This is a genomic window from Methylobacterium sp. WL64 (genome assembly GCF_008039945.1).
Classification (GTDB): domain Bacteria; phylum Pseudomonadota; class Alphaproteobacteria; order Rhizobiales; family Beijerinckiaceae; genus Methylobacterium.
In genome coordinates this window covers 58,807-75,639 of the sequence record NZ_VRVA01000004.1, presented here as the reverse complement: position 1 = coordinate 75,639, position 16,833 = coordinate 58,807, and the positions used below count along the sequence as shown (strand labels likewise).

The 16,833-nt window shown below is 69.1% G+C and carries 22 protein-coding genes and 1 pseudogene; 12 read left to right on the top strand and 11 right to left on the bottom strand.

What is annotated here, in order from left to right; all coding sequences use genetic code 11:
• Nucleotides 1–71: 71 nt before the first annotated feature.
• Nucleotides 72–1,442: a magnesium transporter gene (gene mgtE / locus FV242_RS03555; RefSeq protein ID WP_147906251.1), complete on the bottom strand. Its 1,371-nt coding sequence runs from the start codon at nucleotides 1,440–1,442 to the stop codon at nucleotides 72–74.
• 433 nt (nucleotides 1,443–1,875) lie between these two features.
• Here mgtE and pqqA (FV242_RS03550) point away from each other — a divergent pair, with 433 nt between their 5' ends.
• Together pqqA (FV242_RS03550) and pqqA (FV242_RS03545) are read left to right on the top strand one after the other, a co-directional pair.
• Nucleotides 1,876–1,965, top strand: a complete 90-nt coding sequence (pqqA, locus tag FV242_RS03550; RefSeq protein ID WP_007559223.1) for a pyrroloquinoline quinone precursor peptide PqqA — start codon at nucleotides 1,876–1,878, stop codon at nucleotides 1,963–1,965.
• An 81-nt stretch (nucleotides 1,966–2,046) separates the two neighbouring features.
• Nucleotides 2,047–2,136 carry a pyrroloquinoline quinone precursor peptide PqqA gene (pqqA, locus tag FV242_RS03545; RefSeq protein ID WP_007559223.1) on the top strand — a complete coding sequence of 30 codons (90 nt, stop codon included), beginning with the start codon at nucleotides 2,047–2,049 and terminating at the stop codon, nucleotides 2,134–2,136.
• Nucleotides 2,137–2,633: 497 nt separating this feature from the next.
• On the opposite strand, the gene FV242_RS34305 is transcribed toward pqqA (FV242_RS03545), so the two are convergent.
• From FV242_RS34305 to FV242_RS03530, 4 genes are all read right to left on the bottom strand, one after another.
• Entirely contained in the window at nucleotides 2,634–2,774 is a 141-nt protein-coding gene (locus FV242_RS34305) for a hypothetical protein (RefSeq protein WP_187193395.1), read from the bottom strand.
• An 88-nt stretch (nucleotides 2,775–2,862) separates the two neighbouring features.
• Nucleotides 2,863–3,177, bottom strand: a complete 315-nt coding sequence (locus FV242_RS03540) for a hypothetical protein (protein WP_147906298.1) — start codon at nucleotides 3,175–3,177, stop codon at nucleotides 2,863–2,865.
• A 170-nt stretch (nucleotides 3,178–3,347) separates the two neighbouring features.
• Nucleotides 3,348–3,857 carry a metallophosphoesterase gene (locus FV242_RS03535; RefSeq protein WP_147906252.1) on the bottom strand — a complete coding sequence of 170 codons (510 nt, stop codon included), beginning with the start codon at nucleotides 3,855–3,857 and terminating at the stop codon, nucleotides 3,348–3,350.
• A 133-nt stretch (nucleotides 3,858–3,990) separates the two neighbouring features.
• Nucleotides 3,991–4,569 carry a type 1 glutamine amidotransferase domain-containing protein gene (locus FV242_RS03530; protein ID WP_147906253.1) on the bottom strand — a complete coding sequence of 193 codons (579 nt, stop codon included), beginning with the start codon at nucleotides 4,567–4,569 and terminating at the stop codon, nucleotides 3,991–3,993.
• A gap of 144 nt (nucleotides 4,570–4,713) precedes the next feature.
• Here FV242_RS03530 and FV242_RS03525 point away from each other — a divergent pair, with 144 nt between their 5' ends.
• Nucleotides 4,714–4,917, top strand: a complete 204-nt coding sequence (locus tag FV242_RS03525; protein WP_147937958.1) for a hypothetical protein — start codon at nucleotides 4,714–4,716, stop codon at nucleotides 4,915–4,917.
• Nucleotides 4,918–4,932: 15 nt separating this feature from the next.
• Here the strand turns inward: FV242_RS03525 and FV242_RS03520 are convergent, their stop codons facing one another.
• Nucleotides 4,933–5,322, bottom strand: coding sequence for a hypothetical protein (locus tag FV242_RS03520; protein ID WP_147854655.1), 390 nt, complete (start codon nucleotides 5,320–5,322; stop codon nucleotides 4,933–4,935).
• A 316-nt stretch (nucleotides 5,323–5,638) separates the two neighbouring features.
• Here FV242_RS03520 and FV242_RS03515 point away from each other — a divergent pair, with 316 nt between their 5' ends.
• Nucleotides 5,639–5,848 (top strand): cold-shock protein, encoded by a 210-nt coding sequence (locus tag FV242_RS03515; protein ID WP_007565868.1) that lies wholly within the window; start codon nucleotides 5,639–5,641, stop codon nucleotides 5,846–5,848.
• A gap of 156 nt (nucleotides 5,849–6,004) precedes the next feature.
• Entirely contained in the window at nucleotides 6,005–6,241 is a 237-nt protein-coding gene (locus tag FV242_RS03510) for an AsnC family transcriptional regulator (RefSeq protein ID WP_147906254.1), read from the top strand.
• Nucleotides 6,242–6,472: 231 nt separating this feature from the next.
• Here FV242_RS03510 and FV242_RS03505 read toward each other — a convergent pair whose 3' ends face one another.
• The gene (locus FV242_RS03505) at nucleotides 6,473–7,288 is read right to left on the bottom strand and encodes a 3'(2'),5'-bisphosphate nucleotidase CysQ (protein ID WP_147937957.1); all 816 of its coding nucleotides are present in this window, start codon (nucleotides 7,286–7,288) and stop codon (nucleotides 6,473–6,475) included.
• A gap of 422 nt (nucleotides 7,289–7,710) precedes the next feature.
• Between FV242_RS03505 and FV242_RS03500 the strand changes: the two genes are divergently transcribed.
• Nucleotides 7,711–8,178: a DUF6101 family protein gene (locus FV242_RS03500; RefSeq protein WP_147906256.1), complete on the top strand. Its 468-nt coding sequence runs from the start codon at nucleotides 7,711–7,713 to the stop codon at nucleotides 8,176–8,178.
• A gap of 15 nt (nucleotides 8,179–8,193) precedes the next feature.
• Here FV242_RS03500 and ubiA read toward each other — a convergent pair whose 3' ends face one another.
• Nucleotides 8,194–9,141 (bottom strand): 4-hydroxybenzoate octaprenyltransferase, encoded by a 948-nt coding sequence (gene ubiA, locus FV242_RS03495; RefSeq protein WP_147937956.1) that lies wholly within the window; start codon nucleotides 9,139–9,141, stop codon nucleotides 8,194–8,196.
• Nucleotides 9,142–9,222: 81 nt separating this feature from the next.
• Nucleotides 9,223–9,693 carry a hypothetical protein gene (locus FV242_RS03490; protein WP_147854650.1) on the bottom strand — a complete coding sequence of 157 codons (471 nt, stop codon included), beginning with the start codon at nucleotides 9,691–9,693 and terminating at the stop codon, nucleotides 9,223–9,225.
• 230 nt (nucleotides 9,694–9,923) lie between these two features.
• Here FV242_RS03490 and FV242_RS03485 point away from each other — a divergent pair, with 230 nt between their 5' ends.
• The 6 genes and pseudogenes from FV242_RS03485 (at nucleotide 9,924) to FV242_RS03460 (ending at nucleotide 14,301) form a co-directional block, all read left to right on the top strand.
• Nucleotides 9,924–10,676, top strand: coding sequence for a 16S rRNA (uracil(1498)-N(3))-methyltransferase (locus tag FV242_RS03485; RefSeq protein ID WP_147937955.1), 753 nt, complete (start codon nucleotides 9,924–9,926; stop codon nucleotides 10,674–10,676).
• 304 nt (nucleotides 10,677–10,980) lie between these two features.
• Entirely contained in the window at nucleotides 10,981–12,348 is a 1,368-nt protein-coding gene (locus FV242_RS03480) for a glutamate--cysteine ligase (protein WP_147906260.1), read from the top strand.
• A 103-nt stretch (nucleotides 12,349–12,451) separates the two neighbouring features.
• Nucleotides 12,452–12,845, top strand: a pseudogene (locus tag FV242_RS03475) (hypothetical protein).
• A gap of 214 nt (nucleotides 12,846–13,059) precedes the next feature.
• Nucleotides 13,060–13,392 carry a hypothetical protein gene (locus FV242_RS03470; protein WP_147906262.1) on the top strand — a complete coding sequence of 111 codons (333 nt, stop codon included), beginning with the start codon at nucleotides 13,060–13,062 and terminating at the stop codon, nucleotides 13,390–13,392.
• A gap of 46 nt (nucleotides 13,393–13,438) precedes the next feature.
• Entirely contained in the window at nucleotides 13,439–13,696 is a 258-nt protein-coding gene (locus FV242_RS03465; RefSeq protein WP_246692582.1) for a sulfurtransferase TusA family protein, read from the top strand.
• 38 nt (nucleotides 13,697–13,734) lie between these two features.
• A complete protein-coding gene (locus FV242_RS03460; protein WP_147855938.1) occupies nucleotides 13,735–14,301 on the top strand; it encodes an NUDIX domain-containing protein in 567 nt (188 codons plus the stop codon).
• Between the two features lie 155 nt (nucleotides 14,302–14,456).
• On the opposite strand, the gene FV242_RS03455 is transcribed toward FV242_RS03460, so the two are convergent.
• Both FV242_RS03455 and FV242_RS03450 read right to left on the bottom strand, forming a co-directional pair.
• Entirely contained in the window at nucleotides 14,457–15,281 is an 825-nt protein-coding gene (locus FV242_RS03455; RefSeq protein WP_147937953.1) for a WecB/TagA/CpsF family glycosyltransferase, read from the bottom strand.
• Nucleotides 15,274–16,749 carry a GumC family protein gene (locus FV242_RS03450; RefSeq protein ID WP_147906265.1) on the bottom strand — a complete coding sequence of 492 codons (1,476 nt, stop codon included), beginning with the start codon at nucleotides 16,747–16,749 and terminating at the stop codon, nucleotides 15,274–15,276. Before FV242_RS03450 ends, FV242_RS03455 begins: the two co-directional genes overlap by 8 nt.
• Nucleotides 16,750–16,833 lie beyond the last annotated feature (84 nt).

The following is a 16,833-nucleotide window of genomic DNA, read 5'->3' as shown; positions in this document are numbered from 1 at the left end:
CGTAGGCATACATCCGGAGCGCTCCGGACATCGGCCCTGTCATTCCGGGCCGGAAGCAACCGCAAACGCCCCTACAACAGCGTCCCCCGCAGGATCAGCAGCGCCACGGAGAAATAGATCACCAGCCCGGTCACATCGACCAGCGTGGCCACGAACGGGGCCGAGGCTGTGGCGGGGTCGAAGCCGATCCGTTGCAGGATGAACGGCAGCATCGAGCCGGCGAGCGAGCCGAACATCACAATCCCGATCAGGGCCGAACCCACCGTGGCGGCCACCAGCGGCCAATGCTCGCCGTAGTCGTAGAGGCCGAGCTTCTGCCAGGCCACGATCCGGATCACCGCGATGACCCCCAGGATGCTGCCCAGCACGATGCCGGTGGGCAGCTCGCGTAGCGCCACCCGCCACCAGTCGCCGAGGCGGATCTGGTGCAGGGCGAGCGCCCGGATCAGCAGAGAGGTCGCCTGCGAGCCGGAATTGCCGCCCGAGCTCATGATCAGCGGGATGAACAGGGTCAGGACGATCGCCTTCTCCAGTTCGCCCTCAAAACCCTGCATCGCCGAGGCGGTGAGCATTTCGGAGAGGAACAGCGCGCATAGCCAGCCGGCGCGCTTCCGGATCATCGTGAAGAAGCCGATATCCATATAGGGCTCGGGCAGCGCCTCCATGCCGCCGAAGCGCTGCACGTCCTGGGTCTGCTTCTCGACCATGGCGTCGATCATGTCGTCCACCGTGACAATGCCGATCAGGTGCCCGACCGCGTCGACCACGGGCAGCGCCAGCAGGTCGTATTTCGAGATCAGCCGGGCGGCCTCCTCGCGGCTCGCCGTGGGCGACACCGCCAGCGGCCGCCGCCCCGGGGCGACGCTGAGCACGTTGTCGCTCGGGTCGCCCGAGATCAGGCGGCGCAGGGGTACCGCCTTGGTCAGCGCCCGGGTGCGCGGATCGAGCACGAAGATCGCGTAGATGGTCTCGCGGGTCTTCTCGACGTGGCGGATGTGCTCCAGCGTCTGGCCCACCGTCCAGGTGCCCGGCACCGTGACGAACTCGGTGGTCATCAGCGAGCCGACCGTCTCCTCGCCGTAGGCCGACAGCCGGTCGACGGCGCCGCGGGTCTCGGCGTCGAGGCGGGCGCGCAGGTCGGAACGGCCGGGTTCCTCGATCTCCCGGAACACGTCCGTGACCCGGTCGGCCGACATGCCCGAGAGGTAGGCCGCCACCCGGTCGCGCGGCAGCATCTCGATGATGTCGGCGGCCATATCGAGTTCGGGCTGGTCCAGCACCTCGATCGCCCGATCCATCGGCAGGCCGAGGATGATCGCGGCGGCGACCTCGGGAGCCTCGTCGTTCAGGGCCTCGACGATGTCGGGGGCGCGCTCGTCCGAGAGGCGTGCGGCCAGCACGGAGGGGTCGACGCGCGCGTCGATGGGGGCGATCTCGTTCATGGCCTCGCCTCGCGGATGACGAGACGGCGCGCCGCCGGTCTTGCTGGTTGAGGGCCGCGACCGGCGGCCCACGCCGCTCACCCCGCGGCCGGGCCTCTCAGCGGCTCAGGCGGGATGACGGCGCGTCGCCGGGCACGGCAGGCACGATCGGTCTGGCACGTCGCTTCGCTGTCGATGCTGAAAGGGAGCGCGGGCCACCCGCATGGAGGCCCGACGCGGCTGCCTCGTGCCCCTACGGGAATAGTCCGTCAAGCCGAAACCACTGCGTGTTCCCAGTTCGCTTTCACGATCGCGCCGGGGCGTGGCCGAGAAGCCGCGACGGCACCCGCGCCCTACGCCCCAGCTCCCTATGAGAAATATAAGTGTTGTGCTCGCTTGTATTGCGCCCAAGATATTGCCTATATGGATCTCAGCAACAACGAGGAGAAACGCCATGGCTTGGTCCGCCCCCATCGTGTCTGAGATCTGCGTCGGCATGGAAGTCACCAGCTACGAGTCGGCCGAGATCGACACCTTCAACTGAGCAGGCCCTACCCTGGGTTGGCTCTGCGACCCGGGGAGTTAGGCCTTCTTCGTCCCATCATTTCCATTTTGGAGTCATATCATGGCTTGGTCCGCCCCCATCGTGTCCGAAATCTGCGTCGGCATGGAAGTCACCAGCTACGAGTCGGCTGAGATCGACACCTTCAACTAAGACGTCTATCGTTCGACAGAACGAAGGAAGGCGCCGCTTCAATCGAAGCGGCGCCTTTTTCATGCGCAACACACGGTCAGGATGCCGGATACCGGTCTGTCGGACATCAGGCCGCCTGATCTTCAGCTTGCGCGGCAGCTTTAAAGACCGGCTCCACCCGCCAAAGCGGCAGCGGATCCTGTACTGCTCCGATGAAGCTGGCGCGCGATAAACCGGAACGGCAACGCCAGTGGTGGTTCGAATCCATTACGCGCGGTGCAGCACAACAGTCGCACAAGTAGCGCCCATGCCCGCTCAAGGGCGCATGACCGTCTGTACTGACGCCCGACTAGGCAGATATTACGTGTGACAACAGAGATATGAGGGTTTCACAGAACCAACCCCAAATCTGTTCGTCCCGTCGATCAAGTGCAGCGTGATGCGGCTGCCACCGCACTCAGCCCTTGTGTCGACGCACTCGCGCACGCCGAACCAGTACCCACTTCCGCGGCGAGCGCTCAGAGCGTGCCGATCAGGACCAGCAGCATCGTCGTAGCGACGGTCGTGCTGATGAAGCCGCAGAGGGCAGCTGCGAAGGATGGTCCGGTGCGGTTGGCGGTGGGCGCCTGGAGGTCGGACGACAGCAGGGCGGTGGTCATCGGCGCATAACCTTGTCGGCGACGTGCGTCGCTCGTGTCGGGATGATGCTGCAGGGCCTGAACGTATGCGGTGCGTGAACGCACCCGATCAGTCGCAGCGGTTAATCTTCTTGGCGATGCGGAGACCGCGCAGCTCGCTGCGCAGGTCAATGGCCACCACGCCCTCGCCGCAGCGCTCGAAGGCGTCACGGGCGTCGTCGTAGCGGTCGCCGACCTCGTCCAGCGTATCGCAGACGCGGTCATGGTTCCCCAGCCGCGCCTCCTGACGCGCCTGGAAGCGGAGGGCGCTGGCCTCGTCCACCTTGCGCTGAGCGTCGAGGCATGCCGGCAGGGCCAGCACCGCGTTGCTCAGAGCGAGGAGAGACAGACCCCCGACCAACGCCGACTTGGCGAGGCCGGACAGGGTGGAGAAGCCGGTCTTGGGAGAGGCCGAACGGATACGCACGGGATCACTCACGGAACGGTCAATTCGGTAGCCCCGCAGGCGGGGCGCCGGGTTTCTCTGGAGCGGATCAAGTCCGCCCCCTCTCTGTCCGCTGAAACGGTGAAGCTGGCGTGAAGGTTCCGACCGGATTACGCCTTCCGACGGAGCCGTGAGGTGAGGATTGCGGAGAGTCCCACCGGGGCCGGCCCCATCGGGTCGACGCCGACATCGTACTGCTTCGGCATCGGCTTGAGCTTGCCGTGGCTGTGGCCGTGCAGGTTGAGGGCACCCCGGCCCATCCCGTTCCAGGTCCGGAACGCGTAGTGGCACAGCACCACCATCCGGTCGTCGACCACGCGTTCGGCGTAATGGCGCACCGAGGCCCAACCGGGTGCTGCGAGGGTGTCGGGGCCGTCGTTGTTGCCCACGATCAGGTGCTTTTCGCCGTTGAGCCCGTCGAGGATCTCGCGGATCCGCGCACCGCTCGGGCCGAGGGCGAAGTCCCCGAGGTGCCAGACTGTGTCGCCGGGCGCGACCGCGGCGTTCCAGGCGGCGATCAGGCCGGCATCGTGGGCGTCCAGATCCGGGTAGGGCCTGTGGTCGAACCGCAGGGCGCGCAGGTCGCCGAAATGGGTATCGCCCGTGAAGAAGGTGGCCACCTGTGCGATCCCTCAGCGTTCGTCCCGATGTCCATACGACCGACCATGGCGATGGCCATCGGAAACCACATCGGGTGCGGCCGACCCCGCGTTCACGCCGCGGGATCGGCAGGACCTGCGCCGTGCGAAATCCTCAGGCCGCCAGCTGCCGGGTGCCGTGGCCGCCTTCCTGGATCTCCTCGACGATCTTCGCGCAGAAGGCATCGAGGTCGCCTGGGTTGCGGCTGGTGACGACGCCTTGGTCGGTCACGACCTCCCGGTCGTGCCAGCGGCCGCCGGCGTTGATCACGTCGGTTCGGATGGACGCGAACGAGGTCATGTCGCGGCCCTTGGCCGCGCCGGCCTCGATCAGTAGCCACGGCGCGTGACAGATGGCGGCGACCACCTTGCCGGAGGTGAAAAAGCTCCGGATCACCTCAAGCGCCTTGGGCTCGAGCCTCAGCTTGTCGGGATTAATCTGGCCGCCCGGAAGCACCAGGGCGTCGTAGTCGGCAGGATCGACGCGCTCGAGATCGATGTCGACCGCGACCTCCTTGCCCCAGTCGGTCTTGTCCCAGCCGCGGATCGTGCCCTTGCTCTCGCGCGATTGCGGTGCGGACACCGCGACCGAGGCGCCAGCGTCGGCCAGCTTGGCTTGCGGAACGGTCAGTTCGCTCTCCTCGAAGCCGTCCGTTGCGAGGATCAGGATCTTGGCCTGGCGGATATCGGGCATGGCGAGCCTCCTTCTGGGGGTTTGCCCGGACAACCGAGGTCGATTGGCCGTGTTCCGATGGCGGCGGATCGCGAGGCCGTCGCCTGGAACCGCCGGAGAATCGGCCCGTTGGTCCGGCATCCCGAAAACCAACAGGAGACCGCCATGACCAATCCAGGCCTCCCCGAGCCTACGCCCGGCGATCTGCCGCCTCCGCCGCCTACGCCCGATGAGGAGCCGGATATCGGTCCGACCGGGCCGCGCTCGCCCTATCCCGTGAACGATCCCGGCATCGGCGAGCCGGGCGGGCCGGGCTCGGAGCCCGATGTCTTCCCGGGTGCGCCCACCGACCCTGGAACCCGGATGTAATCGACCCGGATGTGATCAATGGCCGCCGTGTGAGGTGCGTACGTCGCGCGGCGCGCTGAGGATCTCGGAGAGGCTCGTCACCACGTGGCGGGCCTCTTCGTCCGTCAGGCGCAGCTGGAACGGCGGCAACGCGCCCGCCTGGAGCGCAACGACAGCCTGGCCCTCCTCGTCGGTGCCGATCTCGATCGCCGAGGACGTCACGTCCAGCATGGCGATCTCCTCGTCGCCCAGGCCATCGCCCAGGTCCGGCTCGTCCGTGTCGTCGATGGCCGTGAGAAGCTGGCCGACGGCGCGCACCAGCGCGCGCGCGGCGCGGGCATCCATCACCACCGCCGTCGCCTGATCGTCCTTCTGAAAGGACAGCTGGATGTTCGCACCGTCCAGCGAGACCGAAATGCCTGCCATGTATCGCCCGGGAGCCTCGCGCCTTAACTGCCTGTCCGCGTTCCGTATATGCATCGGGCCCGGCGGAAATCCCAGGGGGCGTCACGCCGCCGCGCCGGCCCAGTCGCGGCCTGCGACGCAGAAGTTGTGCCCGAAACGCCTTGTTGCCGCCGCAGCCAACGCCTAAATAGAGCCTCGGGGGGCTTACCCACCGAGACCGGTGCTTTTTAACGCCCAGCGTCTCGCGCCCTGCCACACTGGCCAACCCAGCAAGACCGTGGTGCATCGCGCGGCTTTTTCGCCGTGCGCATGGCCTATGGACGACGAGGTATCCTACGTGAACACCGGCACTGTGAAGTGGTATAACGAGACCAAGGGCTACGGCTTCATCCAGCCCGATGACGGCGGCAAGGACGTTTTCGTTCACATCTCCGCTGTAGAGCGGGCTGGGATGCGCAACTTGGTCGAGGGCCAGCGGCTCTCGTACGAGATCCTGACGGACAAGCGCAGCGGCAAGGACGCCGCCGGCAACCTTCAGGCGGCCTGAACCCCAGCGGGTTCTTACCGGCCGCGCGGCGGCTCCCCCTTCCGACGCTTCCATCCGGGCGAGACCGCTCGGTCGAGGGGCGTCGGAGGCAACCAGCAGAAACGACGCCGGGCGCACACAGACGTTCGGTCCAGAAAAGAAAAGACACACGCGATAATGATGTTCGAATACACGCGGCGCCGCGGCGTCCGCTCTCCCGTCACCGATGCATCGACTTTCCGGGTCGGTCGGCTGGCACGGGCCAATTCCGCGAATGAGGCTAAGACCGATCTGAGCAACTTGATCGATCGGTCCTACAATTATCACTCCCCCCGCGAACTGCGCTGGCATCTGGCCGAGCGTCTGGGGCTGGCCCCCAACGCTGTGGTCATCCGCGAGGCGGCGGCGGCCTGAGGGCCGACGTTCCTTAGCGGATCTGCCAGGCACGCCTGACGTACAGGGCCGTGTTCGATCTCGGATCGAACGCGGCTTCTTACGTTCGATAGGTCGTGCAGCGGCGCTGCTCCTCTCGCGCCGTCGCTTTCCCCGTCGCATGCAGCGCTTTGCCTGCCGGTTCGGATCACCGTCCACGAACGTGCCGGGTGTCCGGGAAAGGGGTCGCGCCCGGTGCGGGTCGGTTCGACCTTATCGGTCCCAGGCCGCCAGGACCGGGTCGCGCAGCACGACCGGCGTGGCCAGCAATTCGCCGTGGACGGGGTCCGGCCGATTATAGGTGGTCGCCTCGCCCTTGAGGTCGCAGACCGTTCCGCCCGCCTCGCGCAGGATCAGGTCGGCCGCGGCGATGTCCCAGTCGCGGGCATTGCCGGAGATCAGCCCGACATCGACCGACCCTTCCGCGACCCGGGCGAGCCGCAGGGCGAGTGATGGGATGCGGTCGATCCGCTCGAAATCGACGCAGGCGCCAGCCCCGCGCGACAGCCGGTCGAGCATCGGCTTGGGGCCGGTGATGCGCGCGCCCTGAAGCGTCTCCTTGGGATCGACCCGGATCGGCTCGCCGTTGCGGGTCGCGCCGCGTCCGAGAACGGCCTCGTAATCGGCGTTCCCCACCGGGGCGTGGACGAAGCCGATCCGCGGCTGGCCGCCGGCCAGCAGGGCGACCGCGATCGACCAGTCGGGATGCCCGGACAGGAACGCCCGGGTGCCGTCGATCGGATCGACGATCCACACGAGGTCGTGGCCGAGGCGCGCCGGATCGTCCGCGGTCTCCTCGGACAACCACGCGGCCGCGGGCACCAGGGCGCTCAAGCGAATCTTCAGGAAGGTGTCGACCGCGACATCCGCCTCCGTCACCGGAGACCCGCCCGCCTTCGACCAGATCCGCGCGGAGGTCTGTCCGCCCAGCTTGAAGTACGGGCGAGCGATGTCGGCGGCCTCGCGCATGACCGCGCGCAGGTCCGGCATCAGGGCGGAGACGGCCGCGTCGGTGATGGGCTCGGGCATCGCGCTCCGCGGGGCATGCGTCAGGCCCGGGATCGGGCCACATCGGGGACTCCGCCCGGCAGGTCGGATGAAGTGAGCCGGCTCGGCAGGCGGTGTTGGGTACCGGAAGGCCATGCCGCCCGGTAGCGTCCGTTGTAGGGCGCAGCCGGCACGGCCACAAGGATCCGCACTCTGCCCCCTGGATCGATCAAGACCGATCGATCTTCGCAAGGAAGTGTTGAGCATTCAAGGAAGCATTGAGCATTCCTCAAATGACATCCCCGTCCAGAATCGCTTAACGACGGTGATTAAGCTGTGCGGAGGAGTTCGGGTGCGATTTTGCTTGGCATAACGGACGGCCCCGAGCGGGTCGCCACTTGCTCCAGGGACGCGCACAGATGAACACTTCCTCGTTCACGGACGAACGCCGCGAAGGACCTTCGATGGATGCCCGTGGGGCCGCTGCTCTGGCCGATTTCGCCATCGTCGCATCGCCGCTTCCGGTGATCGGCCGCATCTCCGGCGCCCGCAAAGCCGCTGGAATCGCCCTGGCCTACGCCACCGAGGATGCCGAGATCTGCGGCGCCGACCGGTTCAGCCTGATCCTGGTCGATGCCGAGGGCGAGGAGCTGGATCGCCTCGGCTGCTTCGACGAGGACGACGTGGTCGCCGTCTGGCGCGACATCGCCGCCCGGGCCGGGCTGGTCCGCATGATCGTCCGGGAGGACGGTGTCCTGGTGCCGGTCTCCGAGCAGATCGGCCGGCTGATCCTTGGGCGCGTGCGCATCCGCCGCCGGCATGCCGGACTCGGTGCCCGTCGGCCGCGCTTCCTCGCCCGCCGCAAGACCGGCCGTCTGCCGGCCAGGCCGCAGATCTTTCGCGGTGAGAACGAGATCATCGCCCGCACCTGAGACCCCGGCCGGAACTCAGGACAGGCTGCGCACCACAGCGTCCGCGGCGAGGCCCACGAACAGGATCAGGCCGGCGTCCCGGTTCGAGCGGAACAGCGTGAGCGCCCCGCGCCCGTCACGTTCCCGGAACGACAGGACCTGCCAGGCCAGGTGCCCGGCGAAGGCCGCGACCCCGATCGATCCGACCAGTCCAGCCCCCGCATCCCGGGCCGCCAGCGCCACGAAGGCCGCCGCGAGCGCGTAGCACAGGCCGACGGCCCCCCTCACGTGCCGGCCGAACAGCCGGGCCGAGGAGTGGATCCCGGCCATCTCGTCGTCCACGATGTCTTGGACCGCGTAGATCGTATCGTAGCCCACCACCCAGCAGATCGTGCCCGCGTAGAGCAGCAGCGCCGGGGCATCGAGCCGGGCGAACAGGGCCGCCCAGCCCATCAGCGCGCCCCACGCGAAGGCCAGCCCCAGCACCGCCTGTGGCATCGGCATCACCCGCTTCATGAACGGATAGATCGCCACCGGGAGAAGGGAGCAGAGCCCGACGATCACGGCCTGCTCGTTGAACTGCAGCAGTACCGCCAGCCCGACCAGCGCCTGAGCCAGCAGGAACAGGGCCGCGTGGCGCGGCCGGATCTGTCCGGAGGGAAGTGGGCGTTGGCGCGTGCGCTCGACCTGCGCGTCGAGGTCGCGGTCGGCGATATCGTTGTAGGTCGAACCCGCCCCGCGCATCGCCACCGCACCCACCAGGAACAGCAGGCAGTGCCAGGGATCGGGAAAGGACAGGTCCGCCTTGATCGCCGCCAGCGCGGAGGACCACCAGCACGGCAGGAGGAGGAGCCACCAGCCGATCGGCCGGTCGATCCGCGCCAGGCGCAGATAGGGCCGCCAGGACCGTGGCGCCGCGCGCTCGACCCAATGTCCGGTGACCGCGTCGGCCGGACGCCCGTCCCCCGCTGCCGTCCCGCTCATCGGTCGGATCTCCGGTCGTCCCACGTACGCATCCCCCCGCCTCGGAGGGGGTCGCGCCGCCCGCAATCCTCCCGGACGGCTCTACAGCGCGCCTTGCGGCAGCTTGAAGCTGCCGGTCAAGCCCGGTCCACCGAGCAGGCCGCTGCTGGCGCCGTTCTGCGCCTGGGCGCGGGCCTGCGCCTCCATCTTGGTGGCCTGAGCGGCGACGCTGCAGATCTTGGTGCGGATGCCGCTGACCTTCAGGTGGTCGGCCTTGAAGCCTTCGGCGAAGGAATCCGGGATCGAGCACCATTCCTTGTTGGCGGTGATCCACTTGATGCCTTCTGCGCCGTTGGACTGCAGCTTGCCAAACAGCGCGCAGGCCTCCTGCGGGGTCATCTTCTTCTTGCTGTTCGACGCCGCGTTTGCGCGGGAGACCAGCGCCTTGCGCTCGGCCAGGGTCTTCTGGATCGTGCCGCATTCCGGCGCGGCACCCTGCGCGAAGGCCGCCGTTCCGAACAGCAGACCGCCGACGAGCGCCGCCGCCCCCAGACTCAAGCTCCCGTGTGCCATCCTGCGACTCCCTCGACGCCTGCCGGAACCCGCGTGACGCCGGCTCCACTCCGTTCCGTTGGGTTCGCCATAGGAATGTGGCGTCAATCGAGCGGCAAACCGGCGAGGCGTTGCGCGTGTGGGAGAAGCGCCAAAAAGTCGCCCTCGTAACCTTTCGGCAACATGTCGTTGGACGCAGGTCGACGGCGCGGTGCGTTGACAGCCCGGCCGGGCCGCGCGACCACCCGGCCATGCCGGCCTACGACTTCACCGCCCCGCGCCTCCACGTCGAACCGGACCTCGCCGCCGGAACCGTGCTGCCGCTCGACCGCGCCCAGGCGAATTACCTGCTCAACGTCCTGCGTCGGGGACCCGACGATCCCGTGCTGGTGTTCAACGGACGGGACGGCGAGTGGCGCGCGCATTTGGTCCAGACCGGCCGGAAGGGCGCGGACCTCCACGTCGCCGAGCGTACCCGCGCGCAGACGCCACGCGCCGACCTGCACTACCTGTTCGCGCCCTTGAAGAGTGCGCGCCTGGATTACCTGGCCCAGAAGGCCGTGGAGATGGGCGCCGGGACGATTCATCCGGTGATCACGCGCTACACCCAGGGCGAGCGGATCAACATGGACCGCCTGCGTGCCAATGCCGTCGAGGCGGCCGAGCAATGCGGCATCCTGGCGATCCCCGAGTGTTGCGATCCGGATAAGCTCGGCCCCGCGCTTGCGGGCCTGGCGCCCGAGCGGCTGGTGGTGTTCTGCGACGAGGACGCCCCGGTGAGCGACCCGGTGCGGGCGCTCCGGGAGGCCGCCGACCCCGCCGCACCGCCGCCGCTGGCCGTTCTGGTCGGGCCGGAGGGCGGTTTCTCCGAGGAGGAGCGGGCGGCGATCCGGGCCCGGCCCAACACCGTGGCCCTGTCGCTGGGTCCGCGCATCCTGCGTGCCGACACGGCCGCGGTCGTGGTGCTGACCCTGGTCCAGGCGGTGCTCGGCGACGCGCGCTGATGTCGGCACCGACCGAGCGCATGTGTGCCGGCGCACATCGGAGCGGTGCGGCGCGGGATTGTTCCGTCGAACCGGGTCGAACGGGCGTCCGGGTCCACGGCGCCGCGTTGTCGGTTCCGAGCGCCTCGATTATGTCCCGGAACGGATGTTCACCCGCGCCGCTCTCCCCAGAGGGCCGGTGCGGGTGTCCGTCCGGACTCCGCCCGCTGGATGGGGCGGGACGAGGTCGAACCGGACGGACACGCTGGAGCAGTCCGGTGCGCTCCCATCCCAGGCATAGTTCACAGGCACGGGCAGGCAGCGCATGGCGCGCGACAGCAACGACAACACGCCGCTCACCACGCGCGCTGAACTGATCGACTGGTTCGCCGCCGGCGAGAAGCCGCGCGCGCGATTCGCCATCGGCACGGAGCACGAGAAGATCCCGTTCTACCGGGAGACCCGTGAGCCCGTGCCGTATGACGGCGAGCGCGGCATCCGCGCCCTGCTGGAGGGGCTCGCCCGCGAGACCGGCTGGGAGCCGATCCTCGACCTCGGCAAGATCATCGGCCTGTCGGCCGAGGAAGGCGGGGCGATCTCGATCGAGCCGGGTGGACAGTTCGAGCTGTCCGGCGCGGCTCTGCCGGACGTGCACGGCACCGCGGCCGAACTCGCCACCCATCTCGCGGCCACGAAGCGTGCGGCCGATCCCCTCGATATCGGCTTCCTCACGTTGGGCATGAGCCCGCGCTGGCGCCGGGACGAGACCCCGGTCATGCCCAAGAGCCGCTACAAGATCATGGCCGGCTACATGCCGAAGGTCGGATCGCTTGGCCTCGACATGATGCTGCGCACCGCCACCGTACAGGTGAATCTCGACTTCGCCTCCGAGGCCGACATGGTGCGCAAGATGCGCGCCTCCCTGGCGCTGCAGCCGGTGGCCACCGCCTTGTTCGCCAACTCGCCGTTCACCGACGGGCGGCCCAACGGCTTCCTGTCCCGCCGCTCGGAGATCTGGCGCGACACCGATCCCAATCGCACCGGCATGCTGCCCTTCGCGTTCGAATCCGGCTTCGGCTACGAGGCCTATGTCGACTGGCTGCTCGACATGCCGATGTACTTCGTCAAGCGCGGCGACATCTATCACGACGTGTCGGGCGCCTCCTTCCGCGACCTGATGGCCGGCAAGCTGGCGCAGCTCCCGGGCGAGTACGCTACGGTCGCAGACTGGGCCAACCACGCCTCCACGGCGTTCCCGGAAGTCCGGCTCAAGCGCTTCCTGGAGATGCGCGGCGCCGATGTCGGCGATCCCGGGATGATCGCCGCCCAGGCCGCGTTCTGGGCCGGGCTGCTCTACGACGAATCGGCCCTCGACGCGGCCCTCGACCTGGTGAAGGGCTGGAGCCCGGCCAACCGCGAGGCCGCCCGGGCGACGGCGCCGCGTCTGGGGCTCGCCACGCCGGTCGCCAACACCACGCTGGGCGCGGTCGCCGCCGAGGCGCTGGCCATCGCCCGCGCGGGTCTGCGCGCCCGGGCCCGCCGCGATGCCGAGGGCCGCGACGAGACCGTCTACCTCCAGCCCCTGGAGGCGATCGTCACGGCGGGGCGCACCCGGGCCGACGACCTGCTGGCCGATTACGAGGGCCGCTGGGGTGCCTGCGTGCGCCCGGCCTTCTCGGAATGCGTGTTCTGAACCGGCAACTCCCGGGACCGTGCGGCCGCACACCGTGGCGCGGAACGAAGTGCGATATCTGACGGTCCTCACGCCGTTGGTTCAGCGCGTGGAGGAAGTGTCCATGTCTCGCATCACCACATCGCTCGTCGCCGGCGCCTCGGCCCTGGCCATGATCGCCGGTTCATTCACCGCCGGCTGAGGCGGCTCCCCTTCCGGCGCAGAATTCCGTGCAGGTCGGCGGCCCGAGCACCCAGATCGACACCGTCGGCTGGCGCCGGGGCTATGACGGTGGCGGCTACGGATACCGTCGCGGCTACGGCGGCCGTGTCGCCGGCGCCGTCGCGGCCGGTGCCGCCCTCGGCATCATCGGCGGTGCGCTGGCCGCCAGTGCGGCTCCCCGCTACGGCTATGACAGCGGCTACGGGTATCCGGCCTACGGCTACGCCCCGGTCCGCAGCTACGGCTATCCCGCTTATGGCTACCCAGCTTACGGCTACGACGATTACGGCTGGTAAGCCCGAATTCGAGCCTGCCCCACACTCCCGGTCCCATCGCGGCCGGGAGTTTTTTGCCGCCTGTCGGACGCGGTCGCCCGAGGCCTGGCCCGCTCTCCGAATCACCTTAAACGGGAGGCGCAAGCTTCGGCCAAGGCCCGCGATGCTAGTCTGTCGCCGGCCATGTGATCGGATCCCCCCGAGGCCGAATCGTCCTCGTCAGGAGACCGACGCCATGACTCGCCACACCGTCGCTCTCGCGGCCGGCGTATTATCCGCCGTGACGGCCGGCGGCGTTTGCTGCGCCGCGGATCTGGGCCCGTATCGTGCCCAACGCGCCGTCCCGGTGGCACGCCCGCACGTGGGCGGCAGGTTCGTCGCCGCGGTCCCGGTCCGTCCGGAATACAGCTATTACGGCGAGTACGGCTATCCGGCGCCGTTCGGTTACGGATACGGCTACGCGCCGACCCCTGGCCGCAGCATGGAATACGGCTATTACGGCCCGACCTACTATGTGTTCGCGCCGGACACGTATCGCGGTCCGGTCTTCGGCTATCACGAGTGGTAGTCAGTCGTCGCGAGCCAGGGTCTCGGTGCGGGATGAGGCCGACCCCGTGCAGGACGACGAACCGGATCGTGTCGAACTCGACCTGACCGGGCTGAAATGCCCGCTCCCGGTCCTGCGCACCCGCAAGGCCCTGCGCGCGCTGGGCACCGGGCGGGTCCTGGTGGTCGTCTGCACGGATCCGATGGCGATGATCGACATCCCGAACCTCGTGCGTGAGGAGGGTGCCCGGCTGGATTCGGCCGAGCGCTGCGGAGATCGCCTGTGTTTCCGCATGACCGCCTCCGCGAAGCCGCCGCATTCCTGAGCGATCCGTCCGGTTCTCAGGGATAGGGCGGAGACGGCATGGCACCACGGATCGGGGGCGTGCGCCTCGTGCACGAGGGTTGGGCCCGCTACCTCGTGGCCGAGGTGATGCAGGACGATGGCACGCGCATCACGCGCGAGATGGAGGATCACGGCCGCGCCGTCGCGGTGCTGCCGTACGATCCGGTCCGGCGCGTGGCGACGCTGGTCTCGCAGTTCCGGGCGCCGGTGCTCTATTCCGGCGGTCCGCCGAGCCATGTCGAGGTGCCGGCAGGGCTGCTCGACGACGGCGCGCCGGAGGACGAGGTTCGGCGCGAGGCCGCCGAGGAGACCGGACTGCGCCTCGGCGCCCTCGACCTCGTGGCCAGCGCCTGGACGATGCCGGGCATCTCGACGGAGCGGATGGACCTGTTCCTGGCCGCCTACGGCGAATCCGACCGTACCGGCGCCGGCGGCGGCCTGGCCGCGGAGGGCGAGGCGGTGGCCGTGCACGAGATCCCGCTGCCGGAACTCTTGGCCATGACCCGCCGCGGCGCCCTCACCGACATGAAGTCGCTGCTGCTGCTCTTCGCGCTTCAACTGCGACGGCCGGAGCTGTTTGCGTAGCCGACTGAAGCTCGCCCGCGACACGTTGGAATGACAGACCACGCTTCTCGCCGTCATTGCGAGCGCAGCGAACCCGGACGAACCTCCATCCAATCACGCCGACGATCTGGGCGTCGATGGGATCGGGCTTGCGCACCCGGCGCCGGCCCGCCCCCTCAATCCCGCCGGCCCGAAACCCGGTCGCGCATGGCGATGCCGATGAAGCGCCAGGATTCGATGAAGTAGCGCCGGAAGAGCCGGCGCGGGGCACACAGGAAGCGGAACACCCACTCGAGGCCGAGCCGCTGCATAAGCCACGGGGCGCGGGGGAGGCAGCCGGCCGCGACCGACAGAGCGTCGCCGACGCAGAACACCACCGGGTTGCCGAGCGCCCGGCCCTGGCGATCGACCCACACTTCCGATTTCGGTGCGCCGACGCCCATCACCAGCAGGGTGGTGCCGTGGGCGCGGATCCGCTCGGCCAGGGCGCTGCCGTAAGACGCGTCGTCCTCGAAGCCGAAGGGCGGCACCGCACTCGCCACCGCGCCGTCCGGCAGACCGGCGGCCTGCAGGCGCGTGGTCAGCGTGTCGGCGACGTCCTGGCGTGCAGCGACGAAGAACACCCGGCGGGCGTAGGGCGGCGGGTCGGCCAGGACGCAGGCCAGGAGGTCGTGGCCGGTGATCCGTTCCGCCGGCCGGCCGCTCGCGACACGGGCGAGCCAGACCAGAGGCATGCCGTCGAGGGTCCGGGCGGCGGCGCGCGCGTAGGCGCCCCGGAAATCCGCGTCCTCGGCGAGTTGGACGACGTGGTCGACGTTGGCGGTGACGATCGTCCGGGGACCGTCCGAGCGCCGTGCCGCCACCGCGGTCACGATCGCGGACGCGGTGCCGACGTGGAAGCCGTAGCCGAACAGCGTGGCAGTCGTGGACGGCTCCGGCGCAGCCCGGTCCCGCAACGCCGCCTCCGGGTCTGCCAGGCTCGGAGCCTCGACATCACGCATCGGCGGCCCGGAAGCTGGTCCCGGGGCGGGCGACGGCGCGGCGGAACCGCCGACGGTCGCTGTCGGCGCCGAGCGCCAACGCGATGGCTCCGCCGAGCAGCAGGCCGAGCACGAGGGCCACCGGCAGCACGATCTTCGGCGAGGGCGGGAAGGTCCGCTGGCGGGCGGGCGTGGCCACCGAGATGATCCGGACGTTGGTGGTGTTGAGGCGCTCCTGCTCGTTCGCCTCGCGGGCGCGCTTCAAATAGGCCTCGTAGACCCCCCGGCGGGCCTCCAGCGTCCGCTCCAGCTCGCGCAGGCCGACATAGGCGCGGTCGCTGCTCACGGTCTCGGTCTTCACCCGGTCGAGATTGGTGCGGATCGCCGCCTCGCTGGCGGCGGCCCGGTCGTAATCCTTCTGGGTCGTATCGATGATCCGCTCTTTCTCGCGCTGGATCAGGCGCTGGAGGTCGCGCTGCTGGGCGTATTGCTCGGCCATGGCCGGGTGGCGCTCGCCGAGCCGGGTGGCGAGCTCGGCGGTGTTGCGCGAGAGCGTGGCGTATTGCTGCCGCAGCGCCTGCATCTCCAGGGATTGCAGCATCTCCGGGAGGGCGGTGCTCGGGTCCGAGGTGCGCATCTTGCGGGCCTGGTCCAGCCGCGACTTCGCCTCAGCGGTCTTGATCGACGCAGTGACGAGCTGCTGGTTCAGGTCGCCGAGCTGCTGGTCGGTCAGCAGGCGGCCACTCGAGGCCACGAGCTTGTGGGCCTCGCGGTAGCGCACCACCTCGCCCTCCGCCTGCTCGACGTCGCGCTTCAGGCTGCCCAGCCGTCCGGTCAGCGCGTCGTAGGCGCGTCGGGCCGTGTCGGTCCGGGCGGCGGCTTCCTCGGCGAAGTAGGCGTCGCCGATGGCGTTGGCGATCCGGGCGGCCTTCTCGGGATCGCGCGACTGCACCGAAGCGTCGATCACGAAGGTCCGCTCGGCCCGGCGGACGCTGAGCTTGGTCTGGAGTGTATCCAGGGCGATGTTGACTGGGTCGCGGCTCGCGGCTGGCGGCATCATGCCGAGCGCCCCCTTGATCCAGGCGATCGTCGGATTGTTGCCGTCGGGCAGCACGAACTCGTCGTCCTGGTCGAGATGCAGCTTGGCGATCACCCGACGCAGGACGTTGTCGGACTGGATCACCCGCACCTGGCTCTCGGCGATGGAGACGCCGCTATCGGCCTGGGGCTGGCGGGCGTTCACGTCGTTCTCGACGACCCGCAGGTCGCTGGGATCCACCAGGACCTGGATGGACGAGGTGTAGCGCGGCGGGATGAGGCCGAGCAGCGCCACCGCGGCCGCCACCATGAACAGGGCGCCCAGCACGATGAAGCCGCTACCCCGCCAGAGGCGGCGCAGGATCACGCGCGGCTCCGGCCGAGACTCCACCTGGGGCAGCACCATGCGGACGGGCTGCTCACCGCTCATGCGTGTCGAGAAGTCGAACATGCGCCTCGCTCCTGACCTGTCGGACGACGACCGGTGCCGTCTTCCACCGCCATCCTGCTCCCGTCCCCATCCCGGTCACCACCG

Coding starts and splice junctions, on each gene's coding strand:
- FV242_RS03520 (WP_147854655.1), bottom strand. CDS start 5,322: ATGGCAGGCATTTCGGTCTCGCTGGACGGTGCGAACATCCAGCTGTCC.
- pqqA (WP_007559223.1), top strand. CDS start 1,876: ATGGCTTGGTCCGCCCCCATCGTGTCTGAGATCTGCGTCGGCATGGAA.
- ubiA (WP_147937956.1), bottom strand. CDS start 9,141: ATGAGCGGGACGGCAGCGGGGGACGGGCGTCCGGCCGACGCGGTCACC.
- FV242_RS03485 (WP_147937955.1), top strand. CDS start 9,924: ATGCCGGCCTACGACTTCACCGCCCCGCGCCTCCACGTCGAACCGGAC.
- FV242_RS34305 (WP_187193395.1), bottom strand. CDS start 2,774: ATGACCACCGCCCTGCTGTCGTCCGACCTCCAGGCGCCCACCGCCAAC.
- FV242_RS03490 (WP_147854650.1), bottom strand. CDS start 9,693: ATGGCACACGGGAGCTTGAGTCTGGGGGCGGCGGCGCTCGTCGGCGGT.
- mgtE (WP_147906251.1), bottom strand. CDS start 1,442: ATGAACGAGATCGCCCCCATCGACGCGCGCGTCGACCCCTCCGTGCTG.
- FV242_RS03505 (WP_147937957.1), bottom strand. CDS start 7,288: ATGCCCGAGCCCATCACCGACGCGGCCGTCTCCGCCCTGATGCCGGAC.
- pqqA (WP_007559223.1), top strand. CDS start 2,047: ATGGCTTGGTCCGCCCCCATCGTGTCCGAAATCTGCGTCGGCATGGAA.
- FV242_RS03455 (WP_147937953.1), bottom strand. CDS start 15,281: ATGCGTGATGTCGAGGCTCCGAGCCTGGCAGACCCGGAGGCGGCGTTG.
- FV242_RS03525 (WP_147937958.1), top strand. CDS start 4,714: ATGACCAATCCAGGCCTCCCCGAGCCTACGCCCGGCGATCTGCCGCCT.
- FV242_RS03480 (WP_147906260.1), top strand. CDS start 10,981: ATGGCGCGCGACAGCAACGACAACACGCCGCTCACCACGCGCGCTGAA.
- FV242_RS03510 (WP_147906254.1), top strand. CDS start 6,005: ATGATGTTCGAATACACGCGGCGCCGCGGCGTCCGCTCTCCCGTCACC.
- FV242_RS03530 (WP_147906253.1), bottom strand. CDS start 4,569: ATGCCCGATATCCGCCAGGCCAAGATCCTGATCCTCGCAACGGACGGC.
- FV242_RS03450 (WP_147906265.1), bottom strand. CDS start 16,749: ATGTTCGACTTCTCGACACGCATGAGCGGTGAGCAGCCCGTCCGCATG.
- FV242_RS03470 (WP_147906262.1), top strand. CDS start 13,060: ATGACTCGCCACACCGTCGCTCTCGCGGCCGGCGTATTATCCGCCGTG.
- FV242_RS03500 (WP_147906256.1), top strand. CDS start 7,711: ATGGATGCCCGTGGGGCCGCTGCTCTGGCCGATTTCGCCATCGTCGCA.
- FV242_RS03460 (WP_147855938.1), top strand. CDS start 13,735: ATGGCACCACGGATCGGGGGCGTGCGCCTCGTGCACGAGGGTTGGGCC.